The sequence below is a fragment of the Aliiroseovarius zhejiangensis genome (assembly GCF_014656375.1).
Lineage (GTDB): Bacteria > Pseudomonadota > Alphaproteobacteria > Rhodobacterales > Rhodobacteraceae > Aliiroseovarius > Aliiroseovarius zhejiangensis.
In genome coordinates this window covers 320,089-332,591 of sequence record NZ_BNCH01000004.1, presented here as the reverse complement: position 1 = coordinate 332,591, position 12,503 = coordinate 320,089, and the positions used below count along the sequence as shown (strand labels likewise).

Sequence of the window (12,503 nt, the reverse complement as noted above, 5' to 3'; positions counted from 1 at the left end):
ACTGCCGTCGGGCACCGAGATGGTGATGCCGGGCGACAACCTGAAGTTCAACGTCGAACTGATCGCCCCGATTGCGATGGAAGAAAAACTGCGCTTCGCCATCCGCGAAGGCGGCCGCACCGTCGGTTCGGGCGTTGTGTCGAAAATCATCGAGTAAGAACGCCTCACGTTCTTGACCGGAAAGGGCGTCCCTCGGGACGCCCTTTTTTGTATGAACTTACGTCCTGCTGCCCTGATCGGTTTCAAGCCCTCTCAGCCATCCGCCGCGCATTTCAGAAACCGCTCTGCCCGTGATTGGATGTCTTTCCATCCTGGCAACAGGTCGGCTTTGTAATCCAGCACCACGTCCACACCGCTGCTGCGCAGTTGGTGCGTGCAGGCTTGCCGTTGTGCGGTTTCAGAGGCTGCACATTCTATGACGGCGCGCAAGGTGCCATCGGGGCGCAGGGCGGCAAAGGCCATACGGCGTGCCGGATCGGTCGTAGAAAGGGGGATCAGGTCAACCTCATTCGGGGCAGGGTCCATCGGTGTCCGGGTCAGTTCACCCATCCTTGCTTCGAGGTTCGGAAGGTCGCTGATCAGCATGGTGACAAAGGCGCCCTGCAGGGTTCGGTCTTGCCGGGTGGCGGACAGCCGCAGCGCCTGTGCCCGGCTGACTGGCAGGAAGCTTTCCAGCATCATGCGCAAAAGAAGCGACCCGTGCCGCAGCCCGCTTTGCTGATCGGCGCGATCTTCCAGATAGGTACGCGGCAGGGCCAGCTGCACCTCGCCTTCGGCGCCCATGTCAAGATACAGCACCACCGTGTCCGCATCGGCAGTGAACAGGTGACAGGGGTCCATTTTCGGGGTGGTCAGCAGCGCATCATAATCGGCTGCGTCCAAGGGCAAACTTTGGACGAGCGTGATGAGGCCGGAAAGGAACAGGGCGCACAGGGTTTTCACCCCTCAACTATGCGCCCCTTGCGGGGTTTGGGCAAATCCTGAACGCCGGCAAGTGAGAGGAACACCACGACAATCGGAAACTCCGGCTCGCGCGAGCGGATTTAGTTGGACGGGAGGGAAAAGCGCAGTTGCAATGTCTCCAACCCCGGATTGACGGGCACAATGTCGCCGTTCGAGCGATGATCCAGCGAAACGCTATATCGCAGACCGTCCGGCCGCTCATATCCCGCGTCGACACCCGACCGGAACTCGACCGGGTGGCCCATGACGGGGCCATCACCGCGCAGCCACAGGCCGGGCATGAACGACAGTTGAGCAAAGGACCGTCCGCCCCAAAGATGAAACGCGTTCACCGCGCCCAACCCGACCCAGACATCGCCCAGCGTATCCACGGACATGCCGATTGTCGGTTGGAACGGGCCAATGCTAACGGGAAGGTCGTGACGATAATAGACCTCGGCTCCAATGGAATCGGCTTCAAAAATCAGGTCACCCGCCGATATGACGTGACGCGCCACGGTGGCTGCGGGTTTCATGCAGCCGGTGTGGCAGTGATTGACCCACATATCAATCAGCCCGGTCAGCAGAAACAAGACCGCGAGCGTGCCGTCCATGATACTTCCTTTCGTGTTCTCAGACAGTTACCCTTTTGCAGCGTCGATGTCACGCAGGTGACGGTGCGACCGCATTTGTTCGGGTTTTTTTGCCGAATGCGCTTGTAGTCCTGAAATCACCGGCCTATATACACCGCATTGGCGCGGGATGGAGCAGCCCGGTAGCTCGTCAGGCTCATAACCTGAAGGTCGCAGGTTCAAATCCTGCTCCCGCAACCAATCAAAAAGCAAAACCCCCGCAGGCTCCGCCGCGGGGGGTTTGCTTTTTCCCGGTTGCCACTTTCAGGCAGCGCGGATCAAAGGCAGAGTTTGGCTGGACATGCGCAGCGCGGCAACTTACCGAGGTTGCGTATGAGATCAGATATCCCCCCTTCCGCCCTGCAGCACCGCTTCGGCACGCCAGAGCATCGCGACCTTCTGATTGAAGATGCGCGGCGTCAGTTCTTGTTCTTCAAAGCCAGCTTGCGGCCTGAGGGTGGGTTTTATGTGTTGGGGCATGATGGCACCCCACTGGGCAGCAATGTGCAGGAACTGCACACGACCACACGTCTGACGCACAGCTATGCGCTGGGAAAACTGGCCGGGGCGGCGGGATGCGAGGCGGTGATTGAGGCCGGGATGGACTATCTTTGGCACCATCATCGCGACCCTGACCATGGTGGCTATCTTTGGGCCGTGAAGGGCGGCAAGGCGCATGATATGCGCAAGCTGGCCTATGGGCATGTTTTCGTGCTGCTTGCCGGGGCCAGCGCCAAGCTGGCCGGGCATCCTGATGCTGATCGCCTGATCCACGATGTGACCGAAACGTTGGAGCGCCGGTTTTGGGAGGACGATGCCGGCCTGTTCGCGGACGAATGGAACCGCGACTGGTCGCCCTTTTCAACCTATCGCGGGATGAACGCCAACATGCATGCTGTCGAGGCATTGCTGACCGCATATGAAGCCACCGGGCGGGATCAGTATCTTGCGAAGGCCGGGCGCATTCTGGCGTTCTTTATCGGCAGGATTGCTCCGTCCGAGGGGTGGCGGCTGCCAGAACACTATACCGCGGACTGGCAGGTGGACCGGACCTATAGCGGCAACCCGATGTTTCGTCCGGCGGGCACGACACCGGGCCATTCTTTCGAACTTGCCCGGCTGCTTTTGCAATACTGGGATCTGCGCGGACGTCCCGATGACGGATCGCGCGACGCGGCCTGGGCGCTGACCGAACGTGCGTTGATGGACGGATGGGATGCCGACAGGGGCGGCGTATATTACACGCTGGGTTTTGACGGCGCACCCGCGATCCGGGACCGATACTGGTGGCCTGTCACCGAAGCCATCGGTGTGCTTGCCAGCTTTCTGAAGCTGGGCGGGACCGAGGAGCAAAGCGAATGGTACTCTCGCCTGTGGCGCTTTGCGGACACCAGTTTCATCGACCATCAGCGCGGCGGATGGTATCCCGAGGTTGATGAAAAGGGGCAACCGACCGCCACCCAATTTTCTGGCAAACCCGACATCTACCATGCGGTGCAAGCCTGCCTTTATCCCCTGACGCCTCGGTTGTCGCGCATGGCGACGGACCTTGATGGCGTTCTGACCCGATAGTACCCAAAAGCGGGCGGGCATGATGTGCATCAATGCGTGAAGAGCTTGAAGGGCGCAGGAACGCCGCAACCTGTACAGTTGGGGCGGACGAGATTGATTCGCTATACTGACGGCAAAACACCACTGAATGAGGTTCTTATGTATAAGAAAATTCTTGTCCCGATGGCGTTGGATCATGGCATCTCGTCCGAAACACTGGAAATCGCGCGCAGCCTGTTGGGCGAAGGCGGGTCAATCACTGCCCTCCATGTGCACGAAGTGCCGCAAGGGTCAGTCAGCGCCTATCTGAACGAGGACATCGTGCGCGCAGGCTTTGAACACGCCCGCAACGCGCTTGAGAAAAAGACCGAGGGCCTGAAAGGGGTGACACCTGTCCTTCTGAAAGGACACACCGCGCAGACCATCGTGGAATACGCGCGTGAACATGACATCGACTGCGTCGTGATCGGGTCGCACAAACCGGGGCTGAGCGATTTCTTCCTCGGCTCGACCGCGGCGCGTGTCGTGCGCCATTGCCTCTGTGCGGTGCACGTCCAGCGTTCGCGCGATTGATCCACCTGGCGCTTGTGCCCCACGATAGGACCCGCACGAAATGGTGCGGGTCGCTGTCTTTGCAGCACAGGCTACAGAACCTCGTGGAACAGCTTGGTCAGGTTGTCTTTGGTCAGTTCGATGGGGTTGCCCGCACATGACGGGTCGATCAGCGCGCCCTTGACCAAACTGTCGATATCCGGATCGCTCACCCCCAGATCGCTGATGCGTTTCGGAATGCCAAGGCTGTCATTGAACTCCTGCACGAAGCTCTGGAACCCTTCGAAACCATCCTTGATGCCAAGGTATCCTGCGGCCAGATCGAAACGATCCTTGATCGCGGGCGCGTTGAGCCGCAGCACGGCGGGCATACAGATCGCGTTCGTGGTGCCGTGATGGGTGTGATACATGGCGCCGATCGGGTGGCTTAATGCATGGATCGCGCCCAACCCTTTCTGAAAGGCCGTCGCGCCCATCGCCGCCGCACTCATCATGTTGGCGCGCGCATCAATGTCGCTGCCATCGGCATAAGCGCGGGGCAGGTTGTCGATCACCAGCTTCATCCCCTCAAGCGCGATGCCCTGGCTCATCGGGTGGTAATGCGGGCTTGAATAGGCCTCGACGCAATGGGCGAACGCATCCAGCCCGGTGCCCGCGGTGATGAATTTCGGCATTCCGACGGTCAGTTCGGGGTCGCAAATGACGACGCTGGGCAGGACTTTCGGATGGAAGATGATCTTCTTTTCGTGTGTTTGCGAATTGGTGATGATGCTGGCGCGCCCCACCTCGGACCCGGTGCCAGCAGTCGTTGGCACGGCGACGATGGGTGCAATGGCATCGGCATCGGCCCGCGTCCACCAATCGCCGATGTCTTCGAAATCCCAGACCGGACGGGTTTGCCCGGCCATGAAGGCCACCATCTTGCCCAGATCCAGCCCAGACCCGCCGCCAAACGCGATCACACCATCATGTCCGCCCGCCTTGTAGGCTTCAACGCCGGCGGTAAGGTTCACCTCGTTCGGGTTCGGATCCACGTCCGAGAACAGACACTGACCCAACCCGGCCGCATCCAGGATGTCCAGCGTGTCGCGGGTGATCGGCAGGTCGGCCAATCCCTTGTCTGTCACCAGAAGAGGGCGTTTGATGCCCGCCTGCGCACAGGCTTCGGGAAGTTCCTTGATACGGCCTGCGCCAAACTTGATCGCGGTCGGATAAGACCAGTTACCTTGAAGGCTCATGATGTTACCTTTTTCAGATGATAGGATTTGGGGCGGGTCAGGTTCTGATAGCCGATCACCGACAACCCCCCACCGCGCCCGGTATTCTTGCAGCCCGTCCAGCACAGGCCCGGGTCAAGATAATCGGCGCGGTTCATGAAGACCGTGCCGGTCTCGACCTGATCACCGACGGCTTGCGCACGTTCAAGGTCGCGCGTCCACAGTGACGCGGTCAAACCAAACTCGCTGTCATTCATCAGGCGGATCGCTTCGGCATCGTCCTTGACGGGCATGATCCCGACAACGGGGCCGAAGCTTTCGTCCCGCATCACCCGCATGTCATGGGTGACATTGGTCAGGATCTGCGGCGTCAGATAGGCGCCGCCATCATCTTCGGGGAAAGTGTCGATATGGGCGGTTGCCCCATCCGCCAGCGCCTCGTCGATCTGGGCGCGCACCTCGGCGGCAAAGCGAACATTGGCCATCGGGCCAAGCGTGGTGTCCGGGTCCAGCGGGTTGCCCAGCTTGTAGCCCTTCACGATCTCGACTGCCTTGGCGACAAACGCGTCAAACAGGCTTTCGTGAACATAGATCCGCTCAATCCCGCAGCAGCATTGCCCGGCATTGAACATCGCCCCGTCGATCAGGGTGTCCACCGCTGCGTCCAGATCGGCGTCGTCCATCACATAGCCGGGGTCCTTGCCGCCCAGTTCGGTGCCGACACCAGTGAAGGTGCCAGCCGCGGCGCGCTCCATCGCCTGTCCGCCACCGACCGAGCCTGTGAAATTCACGAAGTCGAACGCATTTCCTGCGATCAGGTCGTTGGTCACGTCATGCGACAGGAAGACGTTCTGGAACACGTCCTCCGGTATTCCGGCGGAATGAAACGCCGCTGCCATCCGCTCGCCGACCAAAAGCGTCTGGGTCGCGTGTTTCAAAACGACGCTGTTGCCCGCGATCAGCGCGGGCGCCACCGTATTGATCGCGGTCATGTAGGGATAGTTCCACGGTGCCACCACGAACACCACGCCATGCGGCACCCGCTTGATATAGCGTTTGAACGACGCATCCTCGCCGACCTCGATGTCGGCCAAAGCCTCGGCCGCGATGTCGGCCATATGGCTGGCACGCTCGTTGAACCCGCCGAACTCACCGCCATAGCGCACAGGCCGCCCCATCATATGGGCCAGTTCCGGCACGATTTCGTCATTCATTGCGCCCACCGCGGCAACCCCTGCCATCACAAGGTCGATCCGCTCCTGAAGCGGTCGTGCCGCCCACGCGACCTGTGCCTCACGCGCGCGTTTGGCGGCAGCAAACGCATCGTCGCGAGACAATGTCTCGCGCGTTGCAAAAACCGATCCATCAATCGGTGACACACATTTCAATTCCTGGCCCATGCGCCAATCCTTCATGTTTCTTCTGGCCGAAAATATCCCCGCCGGAGGCAAGAAATCCTTGCTTACGCCCTCTCAAACCCACGCGCGATCTCCCAATCGGTCACCACGCGTTCAAACTCTTCGATCTCGACCTCGGCGGCGCGGGCATAATGATCCACGACGTCATCCCCCATCGCCGACCTCAGCATGGCTGACCCGTACAACGAGTCGCGCGCAGCCTGAAGATTGCCCGGGATCATGCCACTGTCGCCCTGATAGACATCGCCGACGGTCGGCGCCTGAAGCTCCAGCCCTTCCTCGATCCCCGCAATGGCAGCGGCCAACATCCCGGCGATGGCCAGATAGGGGTTCATGTCAGACCCGGGGATGCGGCATTCCACACGCACCGCCTTGGTGCCCTCGCCACACAGCCGGAAGCCCGCGGTGCGGTTGTCCACCGACCATATGATCCGCGTTGGCGCAAAGGTGCCCTTCATGAACCGCTTGTAGCTGTTGATGTATGGCGCCATGAAGTAAGTGTAGTCCGGCGCGTATTTCAAAAGCCCGGCCATGTAGTTCTTCATCAGCGCCGACATGCCCAGCGTGTCGTCCGGATCGGCAAAGGCGGGCTGGCCATCTGTCCACAATGACATGTGCACATGGCTGGAAGAGCCCACCTTTTCGTGATGCCATTTCGGCAGGAAACTGGCGGCGTGGCCCTGTTGCCATGCGATTTCCTTCACCGCGTGTTTGGCAATCGTGTGATACGCCGCCGTGTCCATCGCAGGCGCGTATTTGATGTTCAACTCTTCCTGCCCGCACTCGGCCTCGCCTTTCGAGTTCTCGATCGGCAGCCCGGCGTTCCACAGGTGATTGCGGATCGGCCGCATCACGTGTTCTTCCTTGGTGGTTTGCAGGATGTGGTAATCTTCGTTGTAACCCGAGATCGGGGCGAGGTTGCGGAACCCCTCTTTGCGGATTTCGTCAAAGCTCTTCTCGAACAGGAAAAACTCCAGTTCAGTGGCGCACATCGCGTCAAAGCCCATCTCGGTCAGACGCGCGACCTGACGTTTCAGGATGGCGCGCGGAGAATGGGGCACGTCTTCGTGTGTGTGGTGATCCAGAACGTCGCACAGCACCATCACCGTGCCCTCAAGCCACGGCACCGGGCGCAGCGTGTCCAGATCGGGTTTCATGACATAGTCGCCATAGCCGCGTTCCCAACTGGTCGAGGCATAGCCATCCGGCGTTCCCATCTCCAGATCCGTAGCCAGAAGGTAGTTGCAGCAATGGGTTTCCTCCCATGCGCCTGCAACAAAGTGGCCTGCGTGAAATCGTTTGCCCATCAGCCGGCCCTGCATATCGACAAAGCACACCAGAACGGTGTCGACCTCGCCGGTGGCAACACGAGATTTCAGATCATCAAACGAAAGTGTGGACGACATTTTTCATAAACCTTTTGAAGCGGTACCGGGCGGCGAGCCGCCCGGCAAAATGCTAATGCAGCGCTTATCCGTAGCGATACGGACGGCCAGCCTTCTGCATATCTGCGTTGTATTTCTTGATAATGTCCACGACCTTCGCTTTGGTTTCGCTTTCCGCGGCAATCTCGTCCCAGAACTTCACTGCGGCCTCTTCGACCTGTGCCCATTCGGCGTCGGGGATGGTGGTCAGTTCCATCTTCGGCCCGTTCACCCGCAGGCTGGCTTCGCCGCCCCAATACCACCACTGGCGATAATAGTGTGATTGGTCACAGCAGACCCGGAACAGGGTTTTCAGATCGTCCGGCAATTCGTTCCAGCGATCCATGTTCGCAAAGAACGACCCGGCCCAGGCACCGGAGATATTGTTGGTCAGGAAATAGTTGGTCACATCCGCCCAACCGACGGTGTAGTCCTCGGTGATGCCGGACCAGGCGATGCCATCCAGCTCGCCGGTTTGAACGGCGACTTCAATGTCCTCCCACGGCAGCGTCACGGGCACGACACCGAACTGTGCCAGGAACCGACCAGCGGTCGGGAAGGTGAAAACGCGTTTGCCCTTCAGATCCTCAAGCGAGTTGATCGGGTCCTTGGTGGCAAAGTGGCACGGATCCCATGCGCCCGCGCTGATATGTTTCACCCCGACTGCGGAGTATTCTGCGTCCCAGATCTCGTTCAGGCCGTATTGGTTGAACAGAACCGGCACGTCCAATGAATAGCGCGAGGCAAACGGGAAATAGCCGCCGAACACGGTCACTTCTGTGGGCGAGGCCATCGAGTCATCGTCAGATTGCACCGCGTCGATCGTGCCGCGCTGCATGGCCTGAAACAGTTCGCCCGTGGGCACAAGCTGGTCGGCAAAGAACAGCTCGATCTGCATCTTGTCGCCCGCGATCTGGTTGAACATGTCGATGGCGGGTTTGACCACGTGTTCGGCCAGTGCAGGGCCGGCATAGGTCTGCATCCGCCACTTGATCGTGGATTGCGCCAATGCGGGGGTCGCCAGCGGGGCGGCCAGCGCACCTGCACCGGCTCCGGCGATAAACTTACGTCTTGTCGTCATTTCTTTCTCTCCTTGTTGCAATGTTGCGGCCTGTTTCGTCAGGCTCTTTCCTCTAGTTTCCATAAACCCACCCCGGCAGCCACAGCGCGATGTCGGGGAACAGGATGACCAGCGTCAGCGCCAGCACCATCACCAGCACGAACGGCAGGATCGAGCCGTAGATATCGCGCAGCGTGATTTCCGGCGGTGCCATGGCACGCATCAAAAACAGGTTATAGCCGAAGGGCGGCGTCATATAGGCAATCTGAGTCGTGATCGTATAAAGCACACCATACCAGATCAGGTCGAAACCCAACGCGGCGACCAGCGGCACATAAAGGGGCGCCACGATGACCAGCATCGCGGTATCGTCCAGAAACGTGCCCATCAGGATGAAGCTCAGCTGCATCAGGATCAGGATGACCCACGGGTTCAGGCCCAGCCGTTCGGTGAATAGGGTTTCGATCGCTTTCACGGCGCCCAGCCCGTCGAAAACTGCACCAAAGGCCAGCGCGGCCAGGATGATCCACATGAACATGCAACTGATACCCAGGGTCATGCGGACCGAGGTTTCAAATACCTCGCGGGTCATCCGTCCCTTCACGACCGCCGCCAGAAAGGCCGTCAGCGCACCAATGGCCGAGCTTTCGACAAGCGAGGTCCAGCCGTTGACAAAAGGCACCATCATCGCGGCAAAGATCACAAGCGGCAGCATCCCGGCGCGCAGAAGCGCCAGTTTCTCGGACATCGGAATGTCGCGGTCCTCTTTCGGTAGGGCAGGGCCAAGGGTCGGGTTCAGGTGGCAACGCACGGCGATGTAGATGATGAACATCGCGGCCATCATCAGGCCCGGAACGACACCGGCCAGCCACAATTGCCCAACAGGCTGGCGGGCGATCATCGCATAGAGCACCAGCACCACCGATGGCGGCACCAGAATGCCCAGCGATGATCCGGCCTGAATGACCCCCGTCACCATTCGCTTGTCATAGTTCCGTTTCAGTAGCTCGGGCAGGGCAATCGTCGCGCCGATGGCCATGCCCGCGACGCTCAGCCCGTTCATCGCCGAGATCAGCACCATCAGGCCAATCGTGCCGATCGCCAGCCCGCCTTTCAGCCCGCCCATCCAGACATGGAACATTTTGTAAAGGTCATCGGCGATCTTTGATTCCGACAGCACATAGCCCATGAAGATGAACATCGGAAGGGTCAGAAGCGGATACCATTTCATCAGCTTCATCGCGGACGAAAACGCGATGTCATACCCGCCCCGGTCGCCCCAGAGCACCAGCGCCGCAATCACGGCAACAAAGCCGATGGCACCAAACACGCGCTGCCCGGTCAGAAGCATCGCCATCATGGTTGCGAACATGAAGATCGCAATCATCTCATACGACATTGTCGATCTCCTCGCCGCGCAGGCGCAGAATGTCTTTGAACAGTTCGGATATTGCTTGCAGCAGCATCAGCGTGATGCCGATGCACATGATCACCTTGATGGGCCAGAGATACGGGCGCCACGCGGTCGGGCTGCGTTCGCCTCCGTATTTGAAAGAATAGGCGGTGCTGTCGATCCCGCCCCATAACAGGATCGCCAGATAGAAGATCAGGAACAGGACCGTGACGCAATCCACCGCGGCCTTTCGTCGTGTGCTCCAGCCGCCATACAGAAGGTCCATCCGCACGTTCGACCCCATCTGGATCGAGTATGGTCCGCCCAGAATGTAATAGGCGACCATCGCAAACTGCGCCATTTCCAGTGTCCAGAGCGACGGGTTGAAAAAGGTCTTCGAGATCGAGGACCACAGCAGGATCGCCATCATGACGAAGATGCCATACATGGTCACCCGTCCGATACGATAGTTGATCTGGTCAACAAAGCTGATGAATTTGCGAAGTGCAGTCATGTTTTGACAGCTTCCGATGAGGTGAGGTTTTCCATGACCTGTTTCAGCGTCTTGGCGAGATGATCAGCCATGGTTTCGGCGGTTGCAGGTGTGTCAATCAAATCGTTGCGGATTTCGATCATGACATTGTCCAGCCCACGCGATTCGGCATGTTTGGCCAGCGAATAGGTCACGCCGTCGCGCGCCGCATAGGGTTCGTTGATCGCGGTCTGAAAGACGCCGAGTTCTTGTTCGATTTTCAGAGCCGCTTCGGCTGCGCGGCTGTTCCTGTCGTGCAGATAGCCGATGTCCAGCGTCCTGCGTTGCCCATGATAAACGGGGGTGAAACTGTGCACCGTGACCAGCAGGAACGGTGCATCGGATCGCGCAAGCTGTCGGTCGATCGCCTGATCGGCCACCGCATGAAACGGGGTGTGGACGGTGTCGAAACGTTGCTGCTTTTGGGTATCGCTAAGGCCGGCATTTCCCGGAATGTCGATCAATTCGCTTCGAGCGGGGATGCAATCGGGGGCTTCCAACGGTCGATTGCAGTCGTAAACCAGGCGCGAGACCTGACCGGCGACAAGGGGGGCATCCAGCCGGGTGCTCAGGCACTTGGCCACGTCCAGCGCCCCGATATCCCAGGCGGCGTGTGACAGCAGAGCATCGCCCTCCAGCCCGAGCGCGCCGTATTCGGGCGGAATGAAATGGGATGCGTGCTCGCAGACCAGAACTATGGGCGCCATGCCCGCAGCACCGATCAGCGCGGCCGCCGGCCAAGCTGTTCCGAGCATTCTCCTTGCCCCCCTGTTTGCCGTTATGTAATTATCACTACACCGAGTCTGCTTGTGTCAAGATGTATTCTGTAGTTATTGCTACAGCGCCGAGATCTATGATTGGAATGATAACAAATGGGAAAGAAACCCCTCGTCAAAGATCTGATCCGGGAAAAGCAGGACGAATTGACGGCGGCTGAACGGCGCCTGACCGCAACACTTCTGGATGACAGTTTGGTGGCGGGGTTGCAGTCGATCACGAAGCTGGCTGAAAGCGCCGAGGTGTCGACGCCCACGATCATCCGGCTGGCGCGGAAGCTGGGCTATCAGGGTTTTCCTGACCTGCAAGACGCCATCCGCGAAGAAATCGCCGCCCGGATGAAAGAGCCGCTGGCCAAGTTGGAAACCGCGGAACTGTCGGCGGGCAAGGACCATATCGTCAGCCGCTTTGCCGAAGCCGTTTCCCGCAACATCAACCGCAGCCTTGAAAGGCTGGATCTGGACGAATTTGACAAGGCGGCGGCACTGTTGTCTGACCCAAACCGGCGGCTCTATTTGCTGGGGGGGCGGATCACCCGGTCAAACGCGCATTATTTCTTCAACCACCTTCAGATCATTCGCCCCGGTGTCGCGCAGTTGGATTTTTCGCCCAGCGTCTGGCCGCAATCGCTGCTGGATATGGACGAAAACGCAACGCTGATCGTGTTCGACATTCGCCGCTATGAAAAGGAACTGGAGCGTCTGGCGAAGCTGGTGGTCGACCAGGGGGCAAATGTGGTGTTGTTCACCGATCAGTGGGGATCCCCGATCGAACGCTATGCCACCTTCTGTTTCCGCAGCATGGTCGAGGTCCCGTCAAGCTGGGATTCGACGCTGGCCATCAACTTCCTGATCGAGGCATTGGTGGCCGAAATCCAAAGCCGCAGCGACAGCACGGACCGGATCACGGCCCTTGAAGAGATGATCGGGGAATCACGAATTTTTCGCAGCAACTGAGCTTGGCGGCACCTGTCGCGCCGCGTGAATGCAACACTTCCGATGTGGT

13 protein-coding genes and 1 tRNA gene are annotated in these 12,503 nt (G+C 59.4%); 5 read left to right on the top strand and 9 right to left on the bottom strand.

Annotated features, from left to right (window positions below; translation table 11 throughout):
• On the top strand, window positions 1-157 hold a 157-nt coding region (locus IE188_RS11615), incomplete at its 5' end, for an EF-Tu C-terminal domain-related protein (protein ID WP_456057514.1).
• 95 nt (window positions 158-252) lie between these two features.
• Here IE188_RS11615 and IE188_RS11610 read toward each other — a convergent pair.
• Both IE188_RS11610 and IE188_RS11605 read right to left on the bottom strand, forming a co-directional pair.
• The gene (locus tag IE188_RS11610) at window positions 253-882 is read right to left on the bottom strand and encodes a hypothetical protein (RefSeq protein WP_191286650.1); all 630 of its coding nucleotides are present in this window, start codon (window positions 880-882) and stop codon (window positions 253-255) included.
• Window positions 883-1,043: 161 nt separating this feature from the next.
• Window positions 1,044-1,556, bottom strand: a complete 513-nt coding sequence (locus IE188_RS11605) for an acyloxyacyl hydrolase (protein WP_191286649.1) — start codon at window positions 1,554-1,556, stop codon at window positions 1,044-1,046.
• A 142-nt stretch (window positions 1,557-1,698) separates the two neighbouring features.
• Here IE188_RS11605 and IE188_RS11600 point away from each other — a divergent pair.
• From IE188_RS11600 to IE188_RS11590, 3 genes are all read left to right on the top strand, one after another.
• A tRNA-Met gene (locus tag IE188_RS11600) sits at window positions 1,699-1,775 on the top strand.
• 132 nt (window positions 1,776-1,907) lie between these two features.
• Complete coding sequence (locus tag IE188_RS11595; protein WP_191286648.1) at window positions 1,908-3,146, top strand: AGE family epimerase/isomerase; 1,239 nt, start codon at window positions 1,908-1,910, stop codon at window positions 3,144-3,146.
• 138 nt (window positions 3,147-3,284) lie between these two features.
• Complete coding sequence (locus tag IE188_RS11590) at window positions 3,285-3,698, top strand: universal stress protein (protein WP_191286647.1); 414 nt, start codon at window positions 3,285-3,287, stop codon at window positions 3,696-3,698.
• A 71-nt stretch (window positions 3,699-3,769) separates the two neighbouring features.
• On the opposite strand, the gene IE188_RS11585 is transcribed toward IE188_RS11590, so the two are convergent.
• The 7 genes from IE188_RS11585 to IE188_RS11555 all read right to left on the bottom strand — a co-directional run bounded on the left by IE188_RS11585 (window position 3,770) and on the right by IE188_RS11555 (window position 11,476).
• Entirely contained in the window at window positions 3,770-4,915 is a 1,146-nt protein-coding gene (locus tag IE188_RS11585) for an iron-containing alcohol dehydrogenase (protein WP_191286646.1), read from the bottom strand.
• Window positions 4,912-6,294 (bottom strand): aldehyde dehydrogenase family protein, encoded by a 1,383-nt coding sequence (locus IE188_RS11580; RefSeq protein WP_191286645.1) that lies wholly within the window; start codon window positions 6,292-6,294, stop codon window positions 4,912-4,914. The genes IE188_RS11585 and IE188_RS11580 overlap by 4 nt, the downstream gene beginning before the upstream one ends.
• 62 nt (window positions 6,295-6,356) lie before the next feature.
• Complete coding sequence (locus IE188_RS11575; RefSeq protein WP_191286644.1) at window positions 6,357-7,718, bottom strand: glutamine synthetase family protein; 1,362 nt, start codon at window positions 7,716-7,718, stop codon at window positions 6,357-6,359.
• A 64-nt stretch (window positions 7,719-7,782) separates the two neighbouring features.
• The gene (locus IE188_RS11570; protein ID WP_191286643.1) at window positions 7,783-8,817 is read right to left on the bottom strand and encodes a TRAP transporter substrate-binding protein; all 1,035 of its coding nucleotides are present in this window, start codon (window positions 8,815-8,817) and stop codon (window positions 7,783-7,785) included.
• A 52-nt stretch (window positions 8,818-8,869) separates the two neighbouring features.
• Window positions 8,870-10,195 (bottom strand): TRAP transporter large permease, encoded by a 1,326-nt coding sequence (locus tag IE188_RS11565; protein WP_191286642.1) that lies wholly within the window; start codon window positions 10,193-10,195, stop codon window positions 8,870-8,872.
• The gene (locus IE188_RS11560; RefSeq protein WP_191286641.1) at window positions 10,185-10,703 is read right to left on the bottom strand and encodes a TRAP transporter small permease subunit; all 519 of its coding nucleotides are present in this window, start codon (window positions 10,701-10,703) and stop codon (window positions 10,185-10,187) included. The genes IE188_RS11565 and IE188_RS11560 overlap by 11 nt, the downstream gene beginning before the upstream one ends.
• Window positions 10,700-11,476, bottom strand: coding sequence for an N-formylglutamate amidohydrolase (locus tag IE188_RS11555; protein ID WP_191286640.1), 777 nt, complete (start codon window positions 11,474-11,476; stop codon window positions 10,700-10,702). The genes IE188_RS11560 and IE188_RS11555 overlap by 4 nt, the downstream gene beginning before the upstream one ends.
• 117 nt (window positions 11,477-11,593) lie before the next feature.
• Here IE188_RS11555 and IE188_RS11550 point away from each other — a divergent pair, with 117 nt between their 5' ends.
• Entirely contained in the window at window positions 11,594-12,454 is an 861-nt protein-coding gene (locus tag IE188_RS11550; RefSeq protein WP_191286639.1) for a MurR/RpiR family transcriptional regulator, read from the top strand.
• Window positions 12,455-12,503: the final 49 nt, after the last annotated feature.

What these genes read in the sequence shown, in the direction of transcription:
- IE188_RS11605 (WP_191286649.1), bottom strand. Translation starts at nt 1,556, where the DNA reads ATGGACGGCACGCTCGCGGTCTTGTTTCTGCTGACCGGGCTGATTGAT.
- IE188_RS11595 (WP_191286648.1), top strand. Translation starts at nt 1,908, where the DNA reads ATGAGATCAGATATCCCCCCTTCCGCCCTGCAGCACCGCTTCGGCACG.
- IE188_RS11590 (WP_191286647.1), top strand. Translation starts at nt 3,285, where the DNA reads ATGTATAAGAAAATTCTTGTCCCGATGGCGTTGGATCATGGCATCTCG.
- IE188_RS11585 (WP_191286646.1), bottom strand. Translation starts at nt 4,915, where the DNA reads ATGAGCCTTCAAGGTAACTGGTCTTATCCGACCGCGATCAAGTTTGGC.
- IE188_RS11580 (WP_191286645.1), bottom strand. Translation starts at nt 6,294, where the DNA reads ATGGGCCAGGAATTGAAATGTGTGTCACCGATTGATGGATCGGTTTTT.
- IE188_RS11575 (WP_191286644.1), bottom strand. Translation starts at nt 7,718, where the DNA reads ATGTCGTCCACACTTTCGTTTGATGATCTGAAATCTCGTGTTGCCACC.
- IE188_RS11570 (WP_191286643.1), bottom strand. Translation starts at nt 8,817, where the DNA reads ATGACGACAAGACGTAAGTTTATCGCCGGAGCCGGTGCAGGTGCGCTG.
- IE188_RS11565 (WP_191286642.1), bottom strand. Translation starts at nt 10,195, where the DNA reads ATGTCGTATGAGATGATTGCGATCTTCATGTTCGCAACCATGATGGCG.
- IE188_RS11560 (WP_191286641.1), bottom strand. Translation starts at nt 10,703, where the DNA reads ATGACTGCACTTCGCAAATTCATCAGCTTTGTTGACCAGATCAACTAT.
- IE188_RS11555 (WP_191286640.1), bottom strand. Translation starts at nt 11,476, where the DNA reads ATGCTCGGAACAGCTTGGCCGGCGGCCGCGCTGATCGGTGCTGCGGGC.
- IE188_RS11550 (WP_191286639.1), top strand. Translation starts at nt 11,594, where the DNA reads ATGGGAAAGAAACCCCTCGTCAAAGATCTGATCCGGGAAAAGCAGGAC.